At 42.4% G+C, this 23,937-nt stretch carries 24 protein-coding genes; 13 read left to right on the forward strand and 11 right to left on the reverse strand.

What is annotated here, in order from left to right; translation table 11 throughout:
- Positions 1-127 precede the first annotated feature (127 nt).
- The 3 genes from DFR59_RS05690 (at position 128) to DFR59_RS05700 (ending at position 4,739) form a co-directional block, all read left to right on the forward strand.
- A complete protein-coding gene (locus DFR59_RS05690) occupies positions 128-1,693 on the forward strand; it encodes a glycine betaine uptake BCCT transporter (RefSeq protein WP_114744634.1) in 1,566 nt (521 codons plus the stop codon).
- Between the two features lie 228 nt (positions 1,694-1,921).
- Positions 1,922-2,128 carry a spore germination protein gene (locus DFR59_RS05695; protein WP_114744635.1) on the forward strand — a complete coding sequence of 69 codons (207 nt, stop codon included), beginning with the start codon at positions 1,922-1,924 and terminating at the stop codon, positions 2,126-2,128.
- 121 nt (positions 2,129-2,249) lie between these two features.
- Entirely contained in the window at positions 2,250-4,739 is a 2,490-nt protein-coding gene (locus DFR59_RS05700; protein ID WP_158538329.1) for an AAA domain-containing protein, read from the forward strand.
- A gap of 40 nt (positions 4,740-4,779) precedes the next feature.
- Here DFR59_RS05700 and DFR59_RS05705 read toward each other — a convergent pair whose 3' ends face one another.
- From DFR59_RS05705 to DFR59_RS05730, 6 genes are all read right to left on the reverse strand, one after another.
- Entirely contained in the window at positions 4,780-7,932 is a 3,153-nt protein-coding gene (locus DFR59_RS05705; protein ID WP_114744637.1) for an EAL domain-containing protein, read from the reverse strand.
- Between the two features lie 112 nt (positions 7,933-8,044).
- Entirely contained in the window at positions 8,045-8,425 is a 381-nt protein-coding gene (locus tag DFR59_RS05710; RefSeq protein WP_114744638.1) for a hypothetical protein, read from the reverse strand.
- Between the two features lie 87 nt (positions 8,426-8,512).
- Entirely contained in the window at positions 8,513-9,649 is a 1,137-nt protein-coding gene (locus tag DFR59_RS05715) for a Ger(x)C family spore germination protein (protein ID WP_114744639.1), read from the reverse strand.
- Positions 9,642-10,739, reverse strand: coding sequence for a GerAB/ArcD/ProY family transporter (locus DFR59_RS05720; protein WP_114744640.1), 1,098 nt, complete (start codon positions 10,737-10,739; stop codon positions 9,642-9,644). The genes DFR59_RS05715 and DFR59_RS05720 overlap by 8 nt, the downstream gene beginning before the upstream one ends.
- Entirely contained in the window at positions 10,723-12,261 is a 1,539-nt protein-coding gene (locus tag DFR59_RS05725) for a spore germination protein (RefSeq protein ID WP_245948387.1), read from the reverse strand. Before DFR59_RS05725 ends, DFR59_RS05720 begins: the two co-directional genes overlap by 17 nt.
- Before the next feature lie 136 nt (positions 12,262-12,397).
- Positions 12,398-12,541 carry a small acid-soluble spore protein P gene (locus DFR59_RS05730; protein WP_114744642.1) on the reverse strand — a complete coding sequence of 48 codons (144 nt, stop codon included), beginning with the start codon at positions 12,539-12,541 and terminating at the stop codon, positions 12,398-12,400.
- 113 nt (positions 12,542-12,654) lie between these two features.
- Between DFR59_RS05730 and DFR59_RS05735 the strand changes: the two genes are divergently transcribed.
- Positions 12,655-12,918 (forward strand): hypothetical protein, encoded by a 264-nt coding sequence (locus DFR59_RS05735; protein ID WP_114744643.1) that lies wholly within the window; start codon positions 12,655-12,657, stop codon positions 12,916-12,918.
- Between the two features lie 61 nt (positions 12,919-12,979).
- Here the strand turns inward: DFR59_RS05735 and sspO are convergent, their stop codons facing one another.
- Positions 12,980-13,129 (reverse strand): small acid-soluble spore protein O, encoded by a 150-nt coding sequence (gene sspO / locus DFR59_RS05740; protein WP_114744644.1) that lies wholly within the window; start codon positions 13,127-13,129, stop codon positions 12,980-12,982.
- A 390-nt stretch (positions 13,130-13,519) separates the two neighbouring features.
- Here sspO and acnA point away from each other — a divergent pair, with 390 nt between their 5' ends.
- Complete coding sequence (gene acnA / locus DFR59_RS05745) at positions 13,520-16,231, forward strand: aconitate hydratase AcnA (RefSeq protein ID WP_114744645.1); 2,712 nt, start codon at positions 13,520-13,522, stop codon at positions 16,229-16,231.
- 129 nt (positions 16,232-16,360) lie between these two features.
- Here acnA and DFR59_RS05750 read toward each other — a convergent pair whose 3' ends face one another.
- On the reverse strand, positions 16,361-16,900 hold the full coding sequence (locus DFR59_RS05750; protein WP_114744646.1) for a flavodoxin family protein: 540 nt from the start codon (positions 16,898-16,900) through the stop codon (positions 16,361-16,363).
- 143 nt (positions 16,901-17,043) lie between these two features.
- Here DFR59_RS05750 and DFR59_RS05755 point away from each other — a divergent pair, with 143 nt between their 5' ends.
- The 8 genes from DFR59_RS05755 to DFR59_RS05790 all read left to right on the forward strand — a co-directional run bounded on the left by DFR59_RS05755 (position 17,044) and on the right by DFR59_RS05790 (position 21,621).
- Positions 17,044-17,919, forward strand: a complete 876-nt coding sequence (locus tag DFR59_RS05755) for a LysR family transcriptional regulator (RefSeq protein ID WP_114744647.1) — start codon at positions 17,044-17,046, stop codon at positions 17,917-17,919.
- 103 nt (positions 17,920-18,022) lie between these two features.
- Positions 18,023-19,186: an iron-containing alcohol dehydrogenase gene (locus DFR59_RS05760; RefSeq protein WP_114744648.1), complete on the forward strand. Its 1,164-nt coding sequence runs from the start codon at positions 18,023-18,025 to the stop codon at positions 19,184-19,186.
- Between the two features lie 241 nt (positions 19,187-19,427).
- Positions 19,428-19,979 (forward strand): peroxiredoxin family protein, encoded by a 552-nt coding sequence (locus DFR59_RS05765; RefSeq protein WP_114744649.1) that lies wholly within the window; start codon positions 19,428-19,430, stop codon positions 19,977-19,979.
- 64 nt (positions 19,980-20,043) lie between these two features.
- Positions 20,044-20,175 carry an FbpB family small basic protein gene (locus DFR59_RS05770; RefSeq protein ID WP_114744650.1) on the forward strand — a complete coding sequence of 44 codons (132 nt, stop codon included), beginning with the start codon at positions 20,044-20,046 and terminating at the stop codon, positions 20,173-20,175.
- 66 nt (positions 20,176-20,241) lie between these two features.
- On the forward strand, positions 20,242-20,385 hold the full coding sequence (locus DFR59_RS05775; protein WP_114744651.1) for an acid-soluble spore protein N: 144 nt from the start codon (positions 20,242-20,244) through the stop codon (positions 20,383-20,385).
- Positions 20,386-20,490: 105 nt separating this feature from the next.
- Positions 20,491-20,742, forward strand: a complete 252-nt coding sequence (gene tlp / locus DFR59_RS05780; protein WP_114744652.1) for a small acid-soluble spore protein Tlp — start codon at positions 20,491-20,493, stop codon at positions 20,740-20,742.
- 136 nt (positions 20,743-20,878) lie between these two features.
- Positions 20,879-21,298, forward strand: coding sequence for an acyl-CoA thioesterase (locus DFR59_RS05785; protein WP_114744653.1), 420 nt, complete (start codon positions 20,879-20,881; stop codon positions 21,296-21,298).
- A gap of 23 nt (positions 21,299-21,321) precedes the next feature.
- Positions 21,322-21,621, forward strand: coding sequence for a hypothetical protein (locus tag DFR59_RS05790; RefSeq protein ID WP_114744654.1), 300 nt, complete (start codon positions 21,322-21,324; stop codon positions 21,619-21,621).
- A gap of 39 nt (positions 21,622-21,660) precedes the next feature.
- On the opposite strand, the gene DFR59_RS05795 is transcribed toward DFR59_RS05790, so the two are convergent.
- The 3 genes from DFR59_RS05795 to plsY form a co-directional block, all read right to left on the reverse strand.
- A complete protein-coding gene (locus DFR59_RS05795; protein WP_114744830.1) occupies positions 21,661-21,951 on the reverse strand; it encodes a HesB/YadR/YfhF family protein in 291 nt (96 codons plus the stop codon).
- A 63-nt stretch (positions 21,952-22,014) separates the two neighbouring features.
- On the reverse strand, positions 22,015-23,160 hold the full coding sequence (locus DFR59_RS05800; RefSeq protein ID WP_114744655.1) for a CapA family protein: 1,146 nt from the start codon (positions 23,158-23,160) through the stop codon (positions 22,015-22,017).
- Positions 23,161-23,279: 119 nt separating this feature from the next.
- Positions 23,280-23,864 (reverse strand): glycerol-3-phosphate 1-O-acyltransferase PlsY, encoded by a 585-nt coding sequence (plsY, locus tag DFR59_RS05805; protein WP_114744656.1) that lies wholly within the window; start codon positions 23,862-23,864, stop codon positions 23,280-23,282.
- Between the last annotated feature and the right edge of the window lie 73 nt (positions 23,865-23,937).

Genomic DNA, 23,937 nt, shown 5'->3' on the forward strand with positions numbered 1-23,937 from the left:
TGAATTCAGGTTCTTTTTTTTGTTATGGTTGAAAACGTGGTTTTTTTATTAGAAAACCGGGGAATATATACCTGTTGCCATTATCTTTTCATTCCCCACACAAAAATTATCTTGAAAGGAGTATTTTATGAAAAAAATATCGAATGTTTTTTGGATTACGGTTGCAATCGTACTTGCTGCTGTAATCTACGGTGTGGCTGCACCGAAAAGCTTTGAAACTGTTACAGCCAATATTCAATCATTCATTACATCCTCTTTTGGGTGGTACTACTTAATTCTCGTTACCGTGATCGTCGTATTCTGTCTATTCTTCATCTTCAGTCCGATGGGCTCCATCCGCTTAGGAAAGCCAGAAGATCGTCCTGAGTATTCAACTGGAACATGGTTTGCCATGCTATTCAGTGCCGGGATGGGGATCGGCCTCGTATTCTGGGGAGCAGCAGAACCGATTTCACATTTTGCCTCCAGCCCGCCGCTTGCAAAACCGGGTACAGATCAGGCATTGAAGGATGCAATGCGCTACACATTCTTCCATTGGGGACTTCATGCATGGGGGATTTACGCTGTAGTCGCCTTGGCGCTGGCATATTTCAAATTTAGAAAAGATAAACCAGGATTAATTAGTGCTACTTTAGAGCCGCTTCTAGGTAAATATTCAAGAGGCAAAATCGGAGTGCTCGTAGATGTTATCGCTGTATTCGCAACAGTTGTAGGAGTTGCGACTACTCTAGGATTTGGTGCGGTCCAGATCAACGGTGGACTTTCTTACTTATTCGGAATACCGAAAAACTTTACTGTCCAGCTGATCATCGTTGCTATCGTAACAGTATTATTCATGATGTCAGCATGGTCCGGATTGAGTAAAGGAATCAAATATTTGAGTAATGCAAACATGGTGCTTGCAACCGCCTTGTTGATCCTCATGTTGATTGTAGGTCCGACATTGCTTATTCTAAACTTATTCACCGATACACTCGGCTCTTATATCCAAAACATCGTTCAAATGAGCTTTAGAATCGCTCCACTGAATGCTGCACATCGCGAATGGATCAACGGGTGGACCATTTTCTATTGGGCTTGGTGGATCTCATGGTCTCCATTCGTCGGAATATTTATTGCACGTGTCTCTAAAGGCCGTACAATCCGTGAATTCCTAATAGGCGTTTTGATTTTGCCTTCCGTTGTAAGTTTCCTTTGGTTCGCAGTCTTCGGAACCGCTGCGATTGATGTTCAGCAATCAGGAGCAGCTGATTTAACTAAAAATGCAACTGAAGAGGTATTATTTGCTGTCTTTAACCATTACCCAATTTCAATCATTCTATCGATTGTGGCAATCATCTTGATCGGTACATTCTTCATCACATCTGCCGATTCTGCTACATTCGTTTTGGGAATGCAGACAACTTACGGCTCTCTTACACCACCTAACTCAGTCAAATTGACTTGGGGTATTGCACAGTCAGCCGTTGCCTTGATCCTTTTATACAGCGGAGGACTTCAGGCCTTGCAGAATGCCCTCATTGTGGCAGCTTTCCCGTTCTCCTTCATCATGATCCTGATGATGATTTCGCTCTATAAAGCATTGAATTGGGAAAGAAAAGAACTTGGCCTTTATATCAAGCCAAAACCAAGGAATAAAGAAAAGAAAGTAAAAACCCGCAATCCAGACGGGGAACCTGAAATAAACGGGTAAGTACAAAAGCGCAAGCACCTTGGTCAGCCCCGACCAGCATAAGACGGAACTCGAAGGAAATCCTGATTTCCGTAGAGGGACGGCTTATGACTCGAGGGGCTAGGTGCTGGAGCTGGACGTCGACAACAAGGAAGGATTCCACATCGGAAATCCTTCCTTTCTTTATGGACAAAAACACACGCCTGTCCGGCCTTGTCTGCATACCCTATCAAAAAGGGCGTGGACAAAATGTTTTCCCAGATCATTAATATCGGTCGATTTGAAGTTGGGAGTATGACAAACAATGCCAACATCAACTTCGGCCCTGTCTATCAGAACAGCCATACGGCTAATTCCATCGTTGTCGGGAGCTGTTTTTCGGTTGGGGATTTCAGTTCCTGCCGCTGTATCCAGATCAATCCGATCACGAAGATTTCCACGAAAAGAAAAGAGTAACAAAGCAGGAGAGTACTATCCTGCTTTGTTTATTGCTAAATTCCGACACTTGACGATAAAAGGGTCTATTAGTAAGGTAGAAATCGTGCTTGTTTTTTCGGCAAGAATAAGGAGTATAGCGATGAGAATACACAAATTGATCGAACAATGGCAATTTGCCTTAAAATATGAAGCTGCCCAGCTTAAAAAAAATGGGGGAGCGAAATACCGCCTCCAAAAAGGGACATGCGTGCACAGGATAAAAAACACAAGGTACTTCACATGTATTACGAATGGTGAATTGCCGCTGCCTGATGGAGCTTCTGTCATGATTGAAATCAACGGGGAGAGCTTCCAGGCACTAATCATCTCAAATACTCGAGGAGAAATACTGCTGTCCATTACAGATGTAATCATGGAATCCTTCAAAGAAGCATGGATATCCAGTGAAACATGGCAGCTGCTGCTGGAGTTATCTAAAAGACTTGAAGAAGCAAAAGAAGATAAACACAAGCGATCAAAAATTCAACACCTGATGAAGCCTTCAAAAGAAACAAACCATCCGGTTGAAAAAATAAAAAATAACATTCATGAACTGTATCTCCGCACGAAATATAATCCATCCACCTTTATTTGGGGACCACCCGGAACTGGCAAGACCTATACGCTGGCACGCTTGGCAGCCAGAAAATTGGTCAAAGGAAAAAGGGTGCTCATCCTGTCCCACAGTAATGCTGCTTTGGATGTATTAATGGAAGAGATCACGCGCTATTTGATTGCCAAAAAGAAATGGAAAGATGGAAAGGTGCTTCGATATGGAATGCCCGGGTCGGATGTGTTAAAGAAATATCCCTTTCTAAGTTCGATGAAGTGGACAGAAGAATGCTATCCCGAAATCAATCGCGACCATTTTTCAATTCCTGCCGACCAAACTCCCTCTGCGATAAAAACTGAATTTAAAGAAAAAGAAAAGGGGCTTGTGAAAGATGCCAGGATGATTGGCAGTACGCTTTCCAAAGCGGCGGCAGATCCAGCCATTTATTTGGAATCATTCGACCTTGTCATCATCGATGAAGCCAGTATGGCGTATGTCCCCCAGCTTGCCTTTGCTTCCACTCTTGGGAAAAGGATCGCTGTGTGCGGGGACTTCATGCAGCTTCCACCTGTAGCCATTTCGAAGCATCCGATGACGACGAAGTGGCTGCAAGAGGACATCTTCCACCATGCAGGAGTCGCATCTTCTTTGGATAAGAAAAAAGAAGTTCATCCCCAATTGTTTATGCTGAAGGAACAGCGCCGGATGCATCCAGCCATTTCTTCTTTTACAAATCGCCATGTTTATCAGAATCAAGTATTCGATCATCCCAGCACGATTGAATCGAGGGCATCCATTGTTGAAAAAGCCCCATTTCCGAATGCAGCTGCTATATTTCTCAATATGGATACGGCGTCGCAATACGGCGGAAGGGAAGGGAGCTCCTTCTCCCGTTTTCATTTATTTTCAGCACTTGCTGCCGTGCAATTGATGATGAACGCTAAGTCTGACGGCCTTCAATCGATCGGTTTCATTTCCCCCTACAGGGCCCAGGCAAAACTGGTCCAAACTTTCATCGATCACATTTTTGAAGGGGAAGAGGAAGGACTGTCATCAGCAACCGTTCATAAATTTCAAGGTTCGGAGAAAGATATGATTCTGTTTGACTTGGTGGATACGGACAGCCATTCCACGGCAGGAAGGCTATTGACGAATGAAAACAGCCTGCGGATGGTGAATGTAGCGGTCACCCGGTCCAGAGGGAAATTCATTGCGCTTGGAAATGATCGATTCATTAAGAGAAAATTCAACGAACAGCAGCCGGTAAGAAAAATGGCCAGCCACTATTCAGAAGAAGGAAGATTTGAAGATATCCGCGGCGTCTCATATCAATCAACCAATAAAAGATTGATATGGATGGACGGACAGCAATGGGCGGGCATCGTTAAAGATATACAACGGGCGGAAAAGGAGATTGTTATCTCCATTCAACACCCAAACATGCTCGGGAGCAAAATTTGGGACGAGCTCTCAAACAAAGGAGCATCTATAAAGATTAGAATCATCACCCCCGATTCAAGGATGACGCCATTAACGACATACCAGGAAGTTGAAACGGACTACCAGATTCCATTCATCATCATCGACCGAAAAGTAATCTGGAGCGGGGGAGCGCTTACAGAAAAATCTATACTACCCTTTGCGCGACTATGGTCTAAGGATGCCGTCAGGACGTTCATCGAAATGATGGACCTCCATAAATGCAAAGTGAAAATCATAAAAGCAGCCAGCGTACGAAAAGGATGGAAGAAAAGGATCTCCCTTCAGGAATATCTGGCCACATGGGATACATGTCCGTTTTGCGGAGGAAGAAGGAATACCATATTAGAAGGAAGCGGAAGAGTCTTATTTTCTTGTCTCTCCTGCAGCGAAGAACGCTACTTAACAATCAAGCAGCTAGAATTATATCTGAATCACGCAGCTATGACCTGCCCTGAAGGCCATACCGATCTATATGCAGAAAAGAACGGAAGGCACCTCGAAATCAAGTGCAGGGTCTGCAAGGAAAAAAACAATATACCAAGTATTTACTACTAAAAAAACTGCACAGAGGGAAATCCCCGTGCAGTTTTTTATATTAAGATCTAATCTTTTGCATTTTTTTAAACCAACGTTCTTCTAATTCCGTTGAATTCACCGGCTTGCTGTAGTAATACCCCTGGGCATAAAGACAATTCTGCGTAATCAGGTAGTCTACCTGCTCCTTGGTTTCAACGCCTTCACAGATGATTTCATTGTTCAATCTAGACGTCAAATCAAGGATGCTTTCAATGATGGCCTGGTCCCGTTCAATGGCAGGGACATTCTGAATGAAGGTGCGGTCAATCTTGATCTTATCAATCGGCAGATCCTTGAGCTGCTTGAGTGAGGAATATCCTGATCCAAAGTCATCCAAAGCAATTCGGATTCCTAAATTCTGCAGTTCAAGCATATGACTTTTTACTTCTTCAGTAAAGTTCATAAAAGCATCTTCAGTGATTTCGAATTCAAACAGGGATGGATCGACGCCTGTTCTTTCAACTAAATTTTTGACATACTGAACAAATCCTTTTTTCTCGATGGTCAAAGGAGAAATATTAATGGCCATTTTCACTCGCGGATATTGTTTTCTCTTCCATTCTAATTGGTGGAAGACGGCTTCTGTTAAAATCCAATGCGTCACTTCATCGATGATCCCCGTTTGTTCGCAAAGCGGTATGAATTCAATCGGGGAGATCGATCCAAGCTCTGGATGCTCATAGCGCAGCAGCACCTCAACACCTGTCAGTTCCTCATTCAGCATATGAATCTGCGGCTGAAAAACAAGATGGAAGCGATGATGCTTCAATGCGGTCTTCAACCCATTTTCAATCAAGAGGGAACGAGACATTTTCCTCTCCATCTCCATTGAATACCATTGATAATTATTCCTGCCTAATTCTTTTGCATGATATAGTGCCTGATCTGCATGAGCCATCAGTAAATCCATCGTATCTCCATCAGTCGGAGAACAAGAGACTCCGATAGAGGAAGTCGTAATGAACTCATGACCGTTGATATGCCACGGAGATTGAAGGGCATCAATGATTTTTTCAGCGAAAAATTCGATATCGCCCTTGTTGGAATCTGGAATTAAAATAGCAAATTCATCACCGCCTAGTCTGGCAAAAACATAGCTATCCAATAAGTGATCCTTGATTCTCAAGACAAATTCTCTCAATAGGGCATCCCCGGTATCATGTCCGAATGTATCATTCACCCATTTGAACCGGTCGCAGTCTATAAGCATGAGACCTAACATCGAATGTGATTGTATGGTTCTCGAAAGAAGAGTTTGGAATTCTCCTTGAAAAAAGCGGCGGTTCGGTATATCTGTCAATAAATCATAGAAGGCAAGCTGCTCCAGCTGGGATTCGTACAGTTTTCTTTCAGAAATATTCCTTGATACCACTACAAAATGGCGAAACGCTCCGGTTTGATCAAAAACCGGCGTGGAATGGGCTTCCACCCAAATCGTTTCCCCGCTGCTGCAGATCAGGCGATACTCCAAAATTTCCCTTTTCACATTCGCAAGATTTTGCTGAAAACGATTTGATATTTCCTTTCTATCGTCCGGGTGTATCGATTGGTCGAAGGTCGAACCAATAATTTCATCCAGAGAATAGCCTAAAACCACTTCATGGGAAGGGGATGCATATTGCACGATGCCTTCTGGATCGATTACCCTGATCAAATCATAGGAATACTCGGCTATGATCCGATATTTTTCTTCACTGTCCTGCAGTTCTTCCTGATGCTTCTTTCTTTCCGTGATATCACGTGAAGAAACAAGCATTTTTATGAGTTTCTTTTCTTGATCCAGAATTGGAACCGCATAAGACTCTGTCGGAATATAATGTCCTTCCCGATGTTTTAAGCGATAATGGACGATGACCGGTTCCGTTGTCCGCATCATCACTCGATATTTGGAAAGGAGTAATTGAAAATCGTCGGGATGGATAAAATGATTGATTTGCTGACCGATAAAAAATTCACCATCATAGCCTAATATTTTTTTATGTGAGGGAGAAGCGAATTCAATTTTTCCTTTGTGAGTCATTACACTGACCAGATCACTTGTATTTTCTGATACAAGCCGGTAATGTTCTTCTTTCTCCCTGAGATTTGTTTCTAATTGAAAGACATTGGTGCGATCTTCAATGAGGCAATAAATCCCAACGATCGATTCGTTATGTAAAATAGGAAATGTTTCGACCTTTAAGAGTAATTCCCGGCCATCCTTGTGGCGGCTTTTAATTTCGAGATTTTGACAGACCCCGTTCAAAGATTCTTTGAAATACCTCTTAACCTTTTCTGTATCCTCTTGATAAATAAAAAATGTAAAGCTCTTTCCTTTAATTTCATCAGCAGAATAGCCAGTTATGCTCTGGCTTGCAGGATTTGCCCTGACAAACGTGCCCTTTCGATCGAAAATGATCAATCCATGAGGGTTTTGCCGGAATAAAGATTGAAGCTGGACATTTTTCCATTCCGCCTGCTCTTCCCACATCTTTTGTTTGATCTGTGAAATCATCAAGAATACCCCGACCATCAAGAACATGGAAAATAAAATAAAGATGATAACATTCGATTCGCCTACAGCCGGTCCTGAAACCGCGGGATGGGACGCACCCTTTGAGAAGGCTAATGTTATAAAATTCATGATGAACATGGCAGCACTTAACAAGAGGGTCTGCCAATACTTAAAGATGACTTGATTTTTGGCCAACGTCCTATAAAAAACAAAAGCAGCCAACATCGTGCAGATGAAGCAAGAGCTGATGATCCAGAAAAAATGGATGCCAGTCTGGGAAAAAGAAAGGTCAACAAGACTTTTTTCAAGTGAAAATTGTGTGAAAAGAAGACCCGCCCCTAATAGGAAACCGGATGATAAATAGCCAATAGCCTTTGAAGATTTTTTAGCAAAGACAAATATAGACAAGAATGAAAAAAGAATTGATACTCCAAAAGCCCCTGCCAGCCTCCAAATATGGAAAGAATGATTCCCGCTGATAGAGATGATGCTGGTGGCAGCTGCTGACCACACGGCGACACTTAAAATGGCGGTGCCAAGAAGGATCTTTCGGATCCGGATGGGCTGTCCGCGTCCAACTAAAAAAAGTTCGAAAAAAGTATAGCTGCCAACGAGTGGGATTAGGGTGGACAGCATAACTACGATAAAAGGACTAAACCGAATCGGCGAATATTCCATTGAAAAAATTACCACCTTTATAAAAAACTGTCACACTCTATCATACTTCTGTCCTAATAGTGGAGGCAACAAAAAAATCGGGGATTGGCCCGATTTTTGTAGAATATTCTGATTACTGCGTTTGAATCCTGTAATAAGGGGGCTGAGCGGAGGAGGCAAGAGTCTTCTTCATTTTTATTTCCACTCTGTCATCCATGAAAAAATACTCCATAGGAATATATTGAAGGGAGAACGGGAATTGAATCGTCCTTTTCCTGACGCTTAAATCTTTCCATACCGCTTCAACCGTCAGTTCATGCTCCTTCCGAGCGAGGATGATTTCTTCCATGGCATCGTCATGAAACTGCGCTTCAATGATGATTTCTTCTCCTGTTTCAAACACATCAATGCGGAATTGAGTATGATCCAATACGGACGTGTACGGATCCAAAAACATCTCTTCCAAGCACTTTTCTAAATCTCCCCAATTACAATCCTTTTTTTCGCTGCTCATGAATATGCCCCCGAAAACACCTTTTAAGCAGTGTATTCAATAGCGCATCAAAAAGTGAACAGGTTGTCGGCATCACAAGCAGCCTGGTTATTTAATGATTCCCGTATCGACAATCTTTACATTCACCTTGGCTTTAATAGGAATATTAGGGTACTCGTTTTCCCAGTCCATTTGCTTCCAAACTTCCGGATGGAAGGAAATGAGGTCTCTGCCGATGGCCAAAACATCACTGTTCGCGTCCTGTATTTTCTTTATTGCCTGATTCATGCAATCGGTCATCGATTTGGATATCTTTTTGTTTAATTCCTTTATTTCCTTTTTACTATATAACTTATTTTTTGGATATTCAGTTGCGATTACATCAAAATTCACATCAAACGTAACAGATTGCAATCTGTTATTTTGGATATGGAGATGTCGCTGCACTTTATCCCTTTTCACTTGAATCGTAATGTATTTTTGGCCATTGATAGCATCAGGGTTCACTTTTATGGAAAACCGCGTGAATTTTTTTCGCTCTTCTTTTAATAGGAGGATCAATGAAGGTTCATCGCCCCTCAGTATTTTACCGGTGAATTTTTGTTTATGAAACAAAGCAGTTCCCGTTACATCTACAGCAAATTCCTCTTGGTTTTGGATTCTTGATAAATAAGGGAGCATAAAATCCTGTCCTTCATCAAAAATTTTGGTGCAGACAGATTGGACATTTTCAATCGGGGCAAGAGTATTTACTTCAACACTTTGTAAAAGCTTATAAATCTCTTCTCCGATCAGGACTTCTCCGACCACATTCATTTTCAATAATTCAGATGCAGAACCTTCTACAATGGCTACTTTTGCCCCAAGGGAACTGCGTGGGTCACGGTATAAGATATCAAAGAGGGGATAGAGTTCCCTTTTTGCCGCCAATTCGTCTCCTATCAGCAGCACCCTCGTTTTATTCGGTGAAAAGTCTCCAGACAGTTTTTTATCCATTAGAATGCGGGTGTCCCTCAATGTATTTCCTTCCGCTTCTACGAATACGTTTGCTGCCTGTAAATTTTCAGTCCCCCGCACCTCACCTTTTAAACTCCTGATATCTGAAGTCGTCAAAATTTTATTATTCTCAGTCAAATCAAAACTGGAAGCAAACACAAGCCTGGCGTTTCTAAGCGGCTGTTGATCCCAGCAGCCTGACAATATCAGACAAAGAGACATTATGATAATCAACAACGATTTATTCATTCAGTGCTGCCTCCTTCTTCTTGAAAAGGATTGAAATAATCAGTAATAAGAGGGGAAGAGCAAAAGTAAACAGGTAGCTTGCTAATGAGACATATTTGCTGAAGACCTGGATTACATCTTCATTTTTAATAAAAAATGTAAAGGCAAATATAGTGAAGCAAATGAATGGGCTTGTTTTTTTGTGGCTCCCTTTGAATAAAAATACGCCAAGCGCTTTACTGGCCAAATAAATATAGACCACAATGGATGTGATCATCGTGATGAGCCAAAAAGATAGAAAGATCAAATCAAGCCTTTCAATGCTTTGATAAACCAGGGATTTCAAGAGATAAAGCACAGGCTCGGGTATTACTTCAATTTCTGCCGGACTGAAATACATTAATGTGATGACCATGAAAAATACATATAAAAGTGTGGTAAATCCTGATGCAATTAAAGATACCTTCAATACCTTGCCCGATTTCCCATTGATGTAAGGAAAAATGACCAATAGAATTTCAAAGCCGAGCATTGAAACAACTGATGCATGTGCTCCTTTTAGCAAATCAAGATAATTGGTGTGCGCCATCGGGAACAAATACCGATAATTGACATTAGTCAGACCCATCAGATAAAACAAGATGAAGAAAACGATAAAAATGGTAACCAATCCGGTAAATCTCGCAATGATGCGGATATTCTCTCTTGCCAAATATAAGGCAGAAGAGAGAATCAATATATAAAGGACCCAATCAGGTGTATAAGCCAAAATCCAATCCTTAATGACGCCCACAGACAATAATGCAATCAATAAGGCAACAGCAAGGAAATAGACTAAATACAATAAATTTAGAGCATTGCCTGCAAACTTTCCAAAAAGGGATGGAGCGATTTCGAAAACTGTTTTGGATGGGAATCTTTTGCCAAGCAAGCAGATTACTACAATGAAACATTGAATCACTGCACCTGCAATAATGACAGAAATCCATGAATCCTGATTCGAATATGCATGGACACTGAATGGCAATGACAGCAATCCGACCCCAACCTGTGCTTGAATGATGATGAAAACCAATTGGAATGGAGAAACAGACTTAATTTCCTTGTTCATTTTTCCACCCTCTTGGATTGCTTTGACGTTTGATTCGCTGAGTACCAGGTGTAGAAGGGCGGGTGCTCATTTTCCACAATGGCAAACGAATAAATGTATCTTTGAAGTCCTTCGAACGGAAAGGGGCAAGTGGTGAGAAATACGGCGATCCAAACGATTCCAGCTTGCATAAATGAATGACTAGAAAGATAAAAGCGAACGTCATTCCGATAAACCCCAAAAATGCAGCACTCAGCATTAGGGGGAACCCGAGAATTCGAACGGAGGTAGCCATTTCTGAATTTGGCACAACAAAAGAAGCAATTGCTGTGAGGGCGACGACAACAATCATAGTATTTGAAACAATATTCGCCTGAACGATTGCCGTACCGATGACCAAACCGCCTACAACACCAAGCGTCTGGGCGATGGGGCCAGGCAAGCGGATGGCTGCTTCTTTTAACAATTCCAAAATGACTTGCATCAATAAAGCCTCTACAAGCGGGGGGACAGGGACATATTCCAGCGAACCTTTAATGGTAAACACCAGGTCCAATGGGATGACTTCATAATGGAAAGAAACGATGGCAATGTACAGAGCCGGCAGCCCTGCTGCAACGAAGAAGCTCATCAAGCGGATAAATCTGAAAAAAGACCCTACATGCCAACGGCTGTTATAGTCATCCGGAGATTGGTAGAACGAAAAAAATGTAATGGGAAACACAAGTGCTGAAGGGCTTCCATTACAAAATAGGGCAATCCGTCCGTCCAGAAGCTGGGAAGTCACCCGGTCAGGCCTTTCTGTATTGAGCATTTGCGGGAAAGGAGAGAAAGGAGAGTCTTCAATAAATTCCTCCAACTGTCCCGGCGAATCAATGTAATCGACGTCGACATAAGACAAGCGTCTTTCCAGCTCCTGCACAAGTTCAGAATTGGCTATGTCTTTAATATATAAATAGGCCATTTTCGTATGTGTTTCAGTGCCAAGTGTCCGGAAGCAGATTTGCAGGTCTGCATTCGTTACCCGCTTTCGTATCAAATTTAGATTTGATCTCAGATCCTCGACAAAACCTTCATGAGAGCCGCGAATAATTAATTCATTAACTGGTTCTTCAACACTTCTATTCTTGCTTTCATGCGCCCCTAAGCTATAAATGATGCTTTCATCTTCCATTAATACAAGAACATTTCCATCTAGCAGAGCAAGGGACAAGTCATCCTTTTGAGTAATTTCTTCCACCTTATTGACAAATACCGTTTGCGGAATGCTTCCTTCAACTTTCTCAATCAACGGCTTCAAAATTAAATTTTGTATAATGTCATTATCAATAATGGTACTGAGGTAAATAAGCAGACACCTTTTATGATTAAAAATAATTTCACGAGTGCTAAAATCCTCTGTTTGTGAAATAGATTCATAAATAAAATCTAGATTCTTCTGCAGGTCTGAAGTGATAAGAGTACTATTTGGAACAGATTTTTCCACTTTCTTTTCCTGGGTCAATTCGTTCAATTTTTTGGTTGTCCGTTTTCTCCTTAACACTCCACACCCCTCCATTCAATACAAGATGTACTTATTTTGGGAAATTTTTTGAGGAATATTCGTCAATCAATAATAAAACCTTGCATAGCGTCTTACTATGCAAGGTTTGGATGTGCTAAATAGCCACCTTAGCTTTTTACATATCGTGTCCTGAATTATGCTTCTGCCTGGAGTGCTGGCGGTTTTTTACTTTGTGCGAGCCGCTTAGTGGCTGCGGCTGGCCGGATTGATTTCCTTTTGGTGCATTTCTGTGCATGTCTTTGCTGTTGTTTTTGTCCATGGTGAATCCCTCCCTTTTTTATAGGATGGATAGAAAGGAGGGGCGGTATACTGTATATATTTTGGATTAACGGAAATGATAAATGTGCAATCAACTATGAAGGAGTGCCGACCATGCCATATCATAAGGACAAACAGCAAGCTTTCCAGGATGCTCAAAAAAGCTTTGACCAAGCACAGCTTGCTTCCAATATGATCGTTAAGGATAGCGGCAGCTATGGAGCTCAGCTATCCCATCTGAAAAATGAAGTGAACGAAGCTTTCCAGCAGATTGAAAATGCCATGGAAGTCGCAAGCGAACACCAAAAAGCCCAGTTGCAAAGATTCCAGTCAGACCTGCAGGGGCTTGTCCAGGAAGTCAACGACTACCAGGAGTAAAACAACAGCCAGCAGCCTTCACAGCGTTTAGAGCTAAAGGGATGCTGGCTGTTTTTATGATCTACTGATTCTTTTTACGCTTCTTATTGTTTCGGCGTTCCATCTCCGTCATTGGTTCATTCGCCAATTCTTCGTTGTAGCCTGCGCCCATCCCTTGTGCCTTTGCAGCATTTGCGCCCGGGATGACATGGTTTGCTTTCCTCTTTGCCATGAAAATCACCTCCGTTCCTTTAGTATGTTACGGATTCGACTTTTTACAACAAGGGAAGAGGAGGGGAATCGAACCCTATTTTCCCTCAATTTACTTTTTCAAAATAATATCGATAATGGAATTACATATAATTCACACAGTCAGAATTGAATGATTTTTATGCATAATGTTCACCAATATCAGCCCATTTATGATACACTCATTAAGCGAGTTGATTCGTTTTGTTTTTTATAATAAGAAAAACTTATCAAAAACAATAACTTTCTTGTTATTTACTTATGTAATCGCTTGTATTAAGATTGTATTGTGAGAAAAGCTTGAACGGTTATTTATCGAGTTTTTCAGACAAATTCTATCCCAAACTTAAAACTTTTTATAGGGGGAATCGAAATGGCAAAGAACGATGTATTCAACGCTCGTTCTTCTTTCGAACTCGAAGGAAAACGTTATCACTATTATCGATTGGCTGCTTTAGAAGAAGCAGGTGTGGCAGAAGTTTCCCGTTTGCCTTATTCCGTTAAGGTATTATTGGAATCTGTGCTTCGCCAAATGGACGGACGCGTCATTACGAAAGAACACGTAGAAAACTTGGCTAAATGGGGTTCTGAGTCTGTTAAAGATGCAGAAGTTCCATTCAAACCTTCCCGTGTTATCCTTCAGGACTTCACAGGGGTTCCAGCTGTAGTTGACTTGGCTTCCCTTCGCAAAGCGATGGCTAAAATGGGCGGCGACGCTGACAAAATCAACCCTGAAATTCCGGTTGATCTAGTAATCGACCACTCTGTACAGGTTGACCGCTATGGTACACCTGAAGCTCTTGAAAGAAACATGGAGCTTGAATTCGAACGCAATGCTGAGCGCTACCAGTTCTTGAGCTGGGCACAAAAAGCATTCAAAAACTATCGCGCAGTTCCACCAGCAACTGGTATCGTCCACCAAGTTAACCTTGAGTTCTTGGCAAACGTTGTCCACGCTGTTGAAACAACTGAAGGCGATTTCGAAACATATCCTGATACACTTGTCGGAACTGACTCTCATACAACAATGATCAACGGTATCGGTGTTCTTGGATGGGGTGTAGGCGGTATCGAAGCGGAAGCTGGTATGCTTGGCCAACCTTCATACTTCCCGATTCCGGAAGTTATCGGAGTTAAATTGACTGGCGAGCTTCCAAACGGTGCTACTGCTACTGACCTTGCGCTTAAAGTGACTCAAGTACTACGCAGCAAAGGCGTAGTAGGTAAATTCGTAGAATTCTTCGGCGCAGGCGTTGCTACATTGCCGCTTGCAGACCGTGCTACAATTGCCAACATGGCTCCTGAATACGGTGCAACTTGCGGATTCTTCCCGGTTGACGCTGAATCTCTTGACTACTTGCGCCTGACTGGCCGTGAAGAGTCTAATATCTGCGTGGTTGAACAATACTTGAAAGCAAATAACATGTTCTTCACACCAGACAATGAAGATCCAATTTACACAGATGTTGTGGAAATCAGCCTTTCTGACATCGAAGCGAATCTTTCCGGTCCTAAACGTCCGCAAGATTTGATTCCTCTTTCTAATATGAAAGAAGCGTTCCGCACTTCTCTTACAGCTCCATCTGGCAACCAAGGTTTTGGATTGACTGGTGAAGAAGTGAATAAAGAAGTGAAAGTAGCGTTTGAAAACGGCGATGAAACTACAATGAAGACTGGTGCTGTAGCGATTGCTGCGATCACTTCATGTACAAATACTTCCAACCCATACGTAATGCTTGGTGCTGGACTTGTTGCGAAAAAAGCTGTTGAACTAGGTATGGAAGTACCTAAATTCGTTAAGACTTCTTTGGCTCCAGGATCTAAGGTTGTTACTGGCTACCTAAGAGATGCCGGCCTTCAAGGATATCTTGATAAATTAGGCTTCAACGTTGTCGGCTACGGCTGTACAACATGTATCGGAAACTCCGGCCCATTGAAGGATGAAATCGAAAAAGCAGTAGCTGATTCCGATTTGCTTGTTACTTCAGTTCTTTCCGGTAACCGTAACTTCGAAGGACGCATCCATCCACTTGTAAAAGCAAACTATCTTGCTTCACCACCATTGGTTGTAGCATATGCGCTTGCTGGTACTGTGGATATCGATCTTCAAACAGATGCGATTGGAAAAGATAAAGACGGAAATGACGTATTCTTCAAAGATATCTGGCCAACAACGGAAGAAGTAAAAGAAGCTGTGAAGCATTCCGTCACTCCTGAGTTGTTCCGTAAAGAATACGAAAATGTCTTCAATGACAACCAACGCTGGAACGAAATCAAAACTAGCAACGAGCCGTTGTACAGCTTTGATGACAACTCCACTTATATTCAAAATCCTCCGTTCTTCGAGCAGCTTGCTCCAAGTGCGGAAGAAATCAAACCATTGTCCGGCTTGAGAGTCGTTGGTAAATTCGGTGATTCCGTAACGACTGACCATATCTCTCCTGCAGGTGCAATCGGAAAAGATACGCCAGCTGGAAAATATCTTCGCAGCAATGGCGTAGAGATCCGCGACTTCAACTCATACGGTTCCCGCCGCGGTAACCATGAAGTCATGATGCGCGGAACATTTGCTAACATCCGCATCCGCAACGGCATGGCTCCAGGAACTGAAGGTGGATACACTACGTACCTTCCAACAAATGAAGTCATGGCTATCTACGATGCTTGCATGAAATATCAAGCTGACGGAACTGGTCTTGCTGTGCTGGCAGGAAAAGACTACGGAATGGGATCTTCCCGTGACTGGGCTGCCAAAGGTACAAACCTTCTTGGCATCAAAACAGTCATCGCGGAAAGCTATGAGCGTATCCATCGTTCCAACCTTGTCATGATGGGAGTACTTCCACTTCAATTCAAGAAAGGCGAAAGCGCTGAAACACTTGGATTGACTGGAAAAGAGTCCATCGCAGTTCAAATCGATGAAAACGTTAAGCCACGTGACATCCTTACTGTCACTGCTACAGACGAACAAGGGAATACAAAAGTATTTGAAGTCCTTGCACGTTTCGATTCTGACGTTGAAGTTGACTACTACCGCAATGGTGGTATCCTGCCAATGGTCCTTCGCGACAAATTAAAAGGATAATTCATCATGAAATAAGGCAGATGCCTGAAGAAGATGATCCCTGTAATTCAGGGGTCATCTTTTTTATTTAAAAATGAAAAAGCACCCTATAGAGAACAATCTCCATAGGATGCTTTCAAACAAAGTCATTTATGATTTAAAATCAGCATTCCAGCGTTCAGCTTTTTCAAGTGCAGCTGTATCGTTGACAATTTCACCAGGTTTCACGCCTGCACCGATCATATAGTCCTTAAACTCCATATTGACGAATTGGAAAATGTAATCAAACTGCTGGACGAGTGGCAGCCCTTTTATATTAGCCGAGCTTCCTCCTGTAACCACTACATACGCTTTTTTCTTCGCAAGCTCTTCTTTTAAATTGAAGCGCTCATCGCGCAAATACTGGCTCCAACGGTCGAAGAAATTCTTCATCGGACCGCTCATCCCATACCAGTAAAGTGGAGTGGCAAACAGCAGCACGTCATGCTCTTCCATCAATCGTACTAGTTGTTCATAATCATCCTCGACGGGTAAAAATCCTCCTTCAGCGTGGCGGAGGTCTTCGATTGGTTCAATATGCAAATCAGCAAGGTGAACGATGGTGTGATCTGTCCCGTCAACAATTTTCTTGGCTAGATATTCAGAGTTTCCGTTTTTTCGTGTACTTCCTAACAAGGCTAATATTTTCATTTATCAACACTCCTTCATGAAATTCCGTTCAGGGCTTATTCGTCCTCTTTATAGCATTCCTTTGGAGTATATCATTGATGTGAGGATCAAAGTTATCTATAATATTCGATATTAATTATTGTAATTACTGATGGGAGATAATTATGGATCTGAACTATTTTTATACATTTAAAGAAGTTGCAAAATGGGGAAGTTATACAAAAACAGGCGAGAAGTTAGGCTATGCCCAATCAAGTGTGACAACCCAGATCAAAAAGCTGGAAGATCACTACAAGGTAAAATTATTCGAGCGTGTTGGCCGGAAAATGAGGCTGACCCAGTCGGGCGAAGAGCTCTACTACTATGTTGAGAAAATCTTAGCGTTAGTCGATGAAGCGGAAGAGAGAATTTCTAAGAAAAGCAATTTGAGAGGAACCTTAAGGGTGGGAACAGTGGAATCCCTCGCAGCTTATTTTATCACTCCATATATTAAAGATTTAAAAGGAAAAAATCCTGAATTAAAAATCCTTCTGGAATCCGGCTTATGCCCAAATTTAAAAGAGGGCACTTTGGAAGGGAAATTCGATTTATCCATTATACTCGACCGATTAACAAAACATCCCGAATTAACGACCATTCCCATACGCCAAGAGAAATTGGTGATGATTGCTTCTCCAAATCATCGACTTCGCAGCCTCAGTGGTATGAATTTAAAAGAACTTGAAGCCGAAACGCTTATTTTGACAGAGGAAGGATGTTCTTATCGGGTACTATTGGAGCAGTTATTAAAAGAAGAACAAGTAGAAGCAAAATCGGTCATTTCCTTTAGCAGCTTAGAAGCCATCAAGCAGTGTGTAGCGGATGATTTAGGCATTGCCATCATGCCTGAAATTGCCGTGAGAAAAGACATCGAGAGCGGGAAAATAATAGAACTGCCATTCAATCATGAGAAAAAACCAGTGTTTACACAGATTGTTTATCAAAAGAAAAAATGGTTAACACCTCCAATTACACAATTGATTTCTTCACTCACTTCTTAATCATCAATATTATTGATGATAATCATGAAAAACTATCGATATTGATATTGGCGTAATCATGCTACTCTTTTATAGAGACTATTTTAAAATGAGGTGCAAAAAAATGGAAACATTCTTACAATATAATCCGACGAAACTCTACTTTGGAAAAGATGAAGTGAAGCAATTGGCTTCCGTCCTTGATAAAGGTTTGAATATCCTGCTTGTTTATGGAGGAGGGAGCATCAAGAGAAATGGCGTCTACAATGATGTAATGGATCAGTTGAACAAACTGGATGCCCAGGTGTTCGAGCTAAGCGGAGTGGAGCCTAACCCCCGAGTAACGACTGTACGAAAAGGCGTGGAACTCTGCAAAAAGGAAGGCATCGACTTTATCCTTGCAGTAGGAGGTGGAAGTGTCATCGACTGCACAAAAGCCATTTCCGCAGGTGCAAAATTTGAAGGCGACGTATGGGAGCTGATTACCGGTAAAGCAACAATTCATGAAGCACTTCCTTTTGGAACAGTTTTGACTCTTGCTGCTACAAGTTCCGAAATGAATTGCGTATCCGTCATCACAAACTGGGAGACGAAGGATAAATTAGGCTGGGGGTCTCCACATGTGTTTCCGCAGTTTTCCATTCTGGATCCTTCATATACATTCTCAGTACCACGTGATCAGACGGTTTATGGCATTGTGGACAGCATGTCTCATGCGCTGGAGAATTATTTCCACCGCACTGAAAACGCTCCGATGATTGATGGCTTCATTGAGTCCCTACTGAGAACGGCGATGGAGGCAGGTCCTAAGCTGCTTATGGACCTGCAATCCTACAAGCATAGAGAAACGATGATGTATATCAGTACTACCGCATACAACGGGACGCTTTCCAACGGGACAGATGGTGGAGATTGGGCCACCCACAGGATTGAGCATGCCATTTCTGCGATTTATGATATTCCACATGGAGGCGGTCTTGCGATTCTTTTCCCAAACTGGCTTGAGCATGTTCTTGAAGATGATCCGTCACGGGTGAAACAGCTTGCGGTCAACGTGTTCGGTATCTCCCCTGAAGGGAAAGACGATATGGAATTGGCAAGAGAAGGAGCGAAAGCACTCCGGGAATTCTGGAATTCATTAGGCGCTCCAAGCACACTTGCTGATTATGATATTGATGACAGCGAGTTTGATGCCATTGTCGAAAAAACATTCATAAAACCAGGTGTAGGGACTTATAAGGAAATGGATCATGACAGCGTAAGGGATATATTAAGACGCTCCCTTTGAGCAATTAAGGACGAATCGATTTCGATTTGTCCTTTTCTATTTGTCCAGCTCCTAGCCGCAACCATGGCGCTTTCGCTTTTCTATTTGTCCAGCTCTGCCGGCTAGAGTCTCCGCTTTTCTATTTTAATCAAACGTTTGATTAAATTCTGTCGTTTATTGGAAAAGTCTGTCGCTCCTGCAATATTTTTTGGAATTGAGGAATAATAATGCTAGTAGACAAGCAGATGCAGGAGGGATTTTCGTGTTTAAAAAAATAGCATTTATCGTGCTTCTTGGCGGCCTTTGCACCGCTTTTATCGTCAAAGCAGCTGAACGGCCGGCATTATCGACCCAACCCCAAACTCAAGGAGAAGAGCTCATTCAAACAGAGACGACAGATACGCTTCCAGGTTTAAAAATAGGGGAGCATGCGCCAAATTTCTCATTAACTACTACTGAAGGAAAGAACGTGTCCCTCCAGGATTACAAAGGCAAAAAAGTACTTCTTAACTTTTGGGCCACATGGTGCCCGCCATGCAAGATGGAAATACCGGAGCTTGAAAAGTTTTCAAAAACACTCAATGATCATGTCGTTTTGCTTACGATCAATATCGACCCAATGAGCAATGTCAAAGGGTTTGCCAAAAAATACGGCGCGACGTTCCCAATCCTCCTCGACAAAAAAGATGAAGTCAATCAAGCTTATCAGCTGCTAACGATACCAACCACGTATCTGATTGATGAAAAAGGGACCATCATCAACAAGCACATTGGGGCCATGACATTCGAAGATTTTCAAAAATTTACAAAATAATTATAATTATTCCATTTCTCGTCCATACTACACGTATGAATACGCAAATAAAGGAGAGTAACGGATGAGAAAACCACGAAAGAAATCATTTTCAGACCTCGTGTTAGAAAATAAATTGGCTTTGCTTAAGGATTCTGAAGCAATGGAAAGGATCGAAGCAAGGCTTGAGGACAAACATGTTCAAAAGGCAGAATAAACCACTATATTGGTGACATAAATCCTTCCCCGCAGGAAAAAATGTTCTTAAGGGAGGGATTTTTTTATGAGCAATCCGAAAGCAAATCCAAATCACTTTGCACCAAACCACATCGGTACCCAGTCTCGTTCAGCTGGCGGGAATAAAGGGAAGAAAATGCAGGATCAATCCGGACAGCACGCACAAGTCATCCAAACAAAAGGGGAGTAATTGTTCTCCTTTTATAACAAAAACTCACAATCATAGGGGTATGGATTATCGAACATACTATGAATTGTGCAAGACCAATTAACGACCACCGGGAGGTATTTCATCATGACAAGAAATCAACCGAATCCAGATGACCGCAGCGATAATGTAGAAAAATTGCAAAACATGGTGCAGAATACACTAGGAAATATCGCAAAAGCAGAAGAATCGCTGGCATATGCAGACAGCTCCACACAAGAGCAGCAGATCCAGGCGAAAAACCAACGCCGACGCGAAAGCATTGATGCAATGCGCGAAGAAATGAAGGACGAAGCTGCTGCACAAAACGGGCAGGGACAAAATAACCAATATCAATAATCCAGTGCTGGCTTCTCTTCAGGAGCCAGCTTCTTTATTCAGGCTCCGGCTCCTTATTCAAAATGCAAACCAAAGGCGACTTTGCCAAATCAATGCTATAATTTGAACATTGCATGAAAACGAAAGGAGAGAGGACATGCATATTTCAAAAAAAGAAGTGGAAGTCCGCTACGCAGAGACAGATCAAATGGGAGTAGTCTATCACGCCAACTACCTGGTATGGATGGAACTGGGACGCACCCAATTAATAGAAGACCTCGGTTTCCGCTATGCGGATATGGAAAAGGACGGCATCATATCACCGGTCATGGATATCGAAATTTCTTATAAAAAACCGCTCAGATATGGCCAAAAAGCAATCGTACATACTTGGATCGATCACTATGATGGCCTTCGCGTTACATACGAATATGAAATATTCACAGATGAGCAGGAATTGGCCGTTACGGCACTCTCCAAACATGTTTGTGTGAAAAAGAGCAATTTCCGTCCGATTTCAGTGAAAAAACTTTATCCGGACTGGCATGCAGCTTATGAACAAGCCAAAAAGGACTGATCCGTTGAAAGGAAGAATGTCAAATGGCATTTGGAATTGACCGTCAGACAGTCCGTCAGTGGAAAAGAAAGATAGACAACGGTGAAATCGCATTCCTGACCCATTACTGGATCGATGAACGCTTCCCGGGATGCAAAACCGTCACAAAGGTCGGCTGCAGGGACCTGGACAAGCTTGCAGAGTGGGGAGCCCAATACGGCCTCAAGAAAGCATGGATCGATATCAGAAAAGATGGCTACTCCCATTTTGACTTATTGGGGGATAAAGAAAAAGAGATCCTTCATAAAGAAGGGTTGGAAGAGCAGCTCACCCCATTTAGATAAGAAAAGCGCACTCCCTATTGGTGGGAATGCGCTTATTTTTTACTTTTTATATTCGTACACCAATTCATTTTTCTTTTCATCGAAGACCACATGCAAATCATGGCCGTCAAAGTACCATACGTCGCGGTCTTCAATAAAATAAGTCACATCTTCATGTTGGACGGATACTGCCATATCAATCGGCTCTTCTTTCGTGACCCCCAGTGAGAACCCTTGCTGCACAGGGCTGGAGCCGCCATATCTAACGTAGAATCTGATTGTGTCTCCTTTTGCTGCATCCATTTCCTCCTGAAACCATTTCAAGGCTCCTTCGGATAATACGATTTTCATGATGGATTCTCCTTTCAAGACATCTGTCCCCTCAGTATACAGATTGCCCCGGTCGAGGTCTAGTTATTGACCTTTCATCTCATCGAACATGAAATGCTGGATTTCCTCCGGAGAATGGTCGATCAATCCTTCTTTAAATGCTTTATCCAGCGGCAGTACTTTATACTTCCTCAAATGGTGGCTTTCAACATATGTAGGCTGAAATTGCACATCTCCAACCTTGATGGTTGTGCCGGTTGTGCTGACAGTCTTTTGGACAGTAACAGATGCCAATCCGCCGATATCTTTATATTCCCACATCTGGCCGGACAAGAAGTTCCCGAGCGAATAGACCACGACAGCATTCGATCCATCCGCCCGTTTGATGGTCTCGATTGGCTGAAGAACGTGGGGGTGATGGCCAAATATGATATCTGCCCCCGCATCCGCCATCTCCTGGGCAAGAGTAATCTGGCTGTCATTCGGCATCCTTTGATATTCGCTTCCCCAGTGAATGCTGATGACGACGATATCGGCTTTTTCTTTTGCCAGATGGATATCGCTGATGATCTTGTCTTTATTGATAAGATTGACCAAATATTCCTTTCCCTTTGGAATTGGGATCCCGTTCGTTCCGAAAGTGTAGGAAAGGACGGCCGTTGAAATATTGTTGATGTTGGAGATGCGGAGCCTTTGCTGATCCGTCATATCTTTATTGATTCCTACATATGGTATATCAACTTTGTTAAAATACCCGATGGCACTTAAGATACCCTTTTCCCCTTTATCCATTGAATGATTGTTGGCAGAAGAGATGAGGTCTACTCCGTTTCTTTTCAAGGTGTCGACAATTTCAAAGGGACTATTGAAAATGGGGTAGTTGGAAACCCCCAATCCTTCCCCGCCTGGAATGGATTCTTGATTGGCAATCAGGAAGTCCGGTTTAATAAGCGAATCTTTCACTTCTGAAAACATTTTGTCAAATTGATAGCCATCTTTTGTTTTCGCATCATCATAAACCCAGTCGTGGAGAAGGACATCCCCGATTCCCCCGATGACAGCTGTTGTTTGATATCCTTTTGGTTCAATGGAAACAGTGCTTGATTTATTCAGCTCCACAACATGAAGCACTTTAGCCATTTTCTGTTTGCTCTGTGTATACTGCCAGGATAATAGACTGCCGATGCATACGATTAAAACAATGATGACCCATACCCATTTGTTTTTCATCTCTCTAGTTCCCCTAAATTATTTTATCTATCATAATTTTACAATAAATCCGGGAAAGCGTGTGGCCCCAAAAGAAAAAAGAGCCTGAGAATTCCTCGGCTCTTTGGATGCTGCTGGTTTCACAGCCATTTAATTTTTGGTTCAGTTCCGTTTTTGATCCTGCTGATATTTGCCCGGTGGCGATAGATGACAAAGAAGGCCATGACCGTAATGACGATGATCAGCGGGATATCCTTCGTAAAGAGGCTTACGATAAATGCTGCACATGCAGCGATCATCGAGGAAAGAGAAACATATTTTGTCAAGTAAAGTCCAAGGAAGAAAATCGCAATCAATAGGAGGAATATTAGCGGGACATACCCCAGCAAAACGCCTCCTGAAGTTGCAACCGCTTTGCCGCCACGAAAACCTGCAAAGACCGGGAACATGTGGCCGATGACGGCAAATGTCCCGACAAGAAGAGGGTGGAGGTGCTCAACTCCAAAAAGGAAAGGAAGGGCAGTCGCAAGCGTTCCCTTTAAAATATCTGCCAGTGTCACAGCAATTCCTGCTTTGATTCCCAATGTCCTGAATGTATTTGTTCCACCAAGGTTGCCGCTTCCGAATTGCCTGATATCTTTTCCATAGAATACCTTCCCCACAATAAGCCCGGAAGGAATCGATCCTAGTAAATAAGCTAGAAGGATAATAAGTGCATATACCATTTGAAAACTCCTTTATCTAAATCTCCCATAGGTCCTCTTATTGTACCATGAAAAATCATAGGAAATGAAATCA

The sequence above is a fragment of the Falsibacillus pallidus genome (genome assembly GCF_003350505.1).
GTDB lineage: Bacteria > Bacillota > Bacilli > Bacillales > DSM-25281 > Falsibacillus > Falsibacillus pallidus.

What these genes read in the sequence shown, in the direction of transcription:
- DFR59_RS05690 (WP_114744634.1), top strand. Translation starts at nt 128, where the DNA reads ATGAAAAAAATATCGAATGTTTTTTGGATTACGGTTGCAATCGTACTT.
- DFR59_RS05695 (WP_114744635.1), top strand. Translation starts at nt 1,922, where the DNA reads ATGTTTTCCCAGATCATTAATATCGGTCGATTTGAAGTTGGGAGTATG.
- DFR59_RS05700 (WP_158538329.1), top strand. Translation starts at nt 2,250, where the DNA reads ATGAGAATACACAAATTGATCGAACAATGGCAATTTGCCTTAAAATAT.
- DFR59_RS05705 (WP_114744637.1), bottom strand. Translation starts at nt 7,932, where the DNA reads ATGGAATATTCGCCGATTCGGTTTAGTCCTTTTATCGTAGTTATGCTG.
- DFR59_RS05710 (WP_114744638.1), bottom strand. Translation starts at nt 8,425, where the DNA reads ATGAGCAGCGAAAAAAAGGATTGTAATTGGGGAGATTTAGAAAAGTGC.
- DFR59_RS05715 (WP_114744639.1), bottom strand. Translation starts at nt 9,649, where the DNA reads ATGAATAAATCGTTGTTGATTATCATAATGTCTCTTTGTCTGATATTG.
- DFR59_RS05720 (WP_114744640.1), bottom strand. Translation starts at nt 10,739, where the DNA reads ATGAACAAGGAAATTAAGTCTGTTTCTCCATTCCAATTGGTTTTCATC.
- DFR59_RS05730 (WP_114744642.1), bottom strand. Translation starts at nt 12,541, where the DNA reads ATGGACAAAAACAACAGCAAAGACATGCACAGAAATGCACCAAAAGGA.
- DFR59_RS05735 (WP_114744643.1), top strand. Translation starts at nt 12,655, where the DNA reads ATGCCATATCATAAGGACAAACAGCAAGCTTTCCAGGATGCTCAAAAA.
- sspO (WP_114744644.1), bottom strand. Translation starts at nt 13,129, where the DNA reads ATGGCAAAGAGGAAAGCAAACCATGTCATCCCGGGCGCAAATGCTGCA.
- acnA (WP_114744645.1), top strand. Translation starts at nt 13,520, where the DNA reads ATGGCAAAGAACGATGTATTCAACGCTCGTTCTTCTTTCGAACTCGAA.
- DFR59_RS05750 (WP_114744646.1), bottom strand. Translation starts at nt 16,900, where the DNA reads ATGAAAATATTAGCCTTGTTAGGAAGTACACGAAAAAACGGAAACTCT.
- DFR59_RS05755 (WP_114744647.1), top strand. Translation starts at nt 17,044, where the DNA reads ATGGATCTGAACTATTTTTATACATTTAAAGAAGTTGCAAAATGGGGA.
- DFR59_RS05760 (WP_114744648.1), top strand. Translation starts at nt 18,023, where the DNA reads ATGGAAACATTCTTACAATATAATCCGACGAAACTCTACTTTGGAAAA.
- DFR59_RS05770 (WP_114744650.1), top strand. Translation starts at nt 20,044, where the DNA reads ATGAGAAAACCACGAAAGAAATCATTTTCAGACCTCGTGTTAGAAAAT.
- DFR59_RS05775 (WP_114744651.1), top strand. Translation starts at nt 20,242, where the DNA reads ATGAGCAATCCGAAAGCAAATCCAAATCACTTTGCACCAAACCACATC.
- tlp (WP_114744652.1), top strand. Translation starts at nt 20,491, where the DNA reads ATGACAAGAAATCAACCGAATCCAGATGACCGCAGCGATAATGTAGAA.
- DFR59_RS05785 (WP_114744653.1), top strand. Translation starts at nt 20,879, where the DNA reads ATGCATATTTCAAAAAAAGAAGTGGAAGTCCGCTACGCAGAGACAGAT.
- DFR59_RS05790 (WP_114744654.1), top strand. Translation starts at nt 21,322, where the DNA reads ATGGCATTTGGAATTGACCGTCAGACAGTCCGTCAGTGGAAAAGAAAG.
- DFR59_RS05795 (WP_114744830.1), bottom strand. Translation starts at nt 21,951, where the DNA reads ATGAAAATCGTATTATCCGAAGGAGCCTTGAAATGGTTTCAGGAGGAA.
- DFR59_RS05800 (WP_114744655.1), bottom strand. Translation starts at nt 23,160, where the DNA reads ATGAAAAACAAATGGGTATGGGTCATCATTGTTTTAATCGTATGCATC.
- plsY (WP_114744656.1), bottom strand. Translation starts at nt 23,864, where the DNA reads ATGGTATATGCACTTATTATCCTTCTAGCTTATTTACTAGGATCGATT.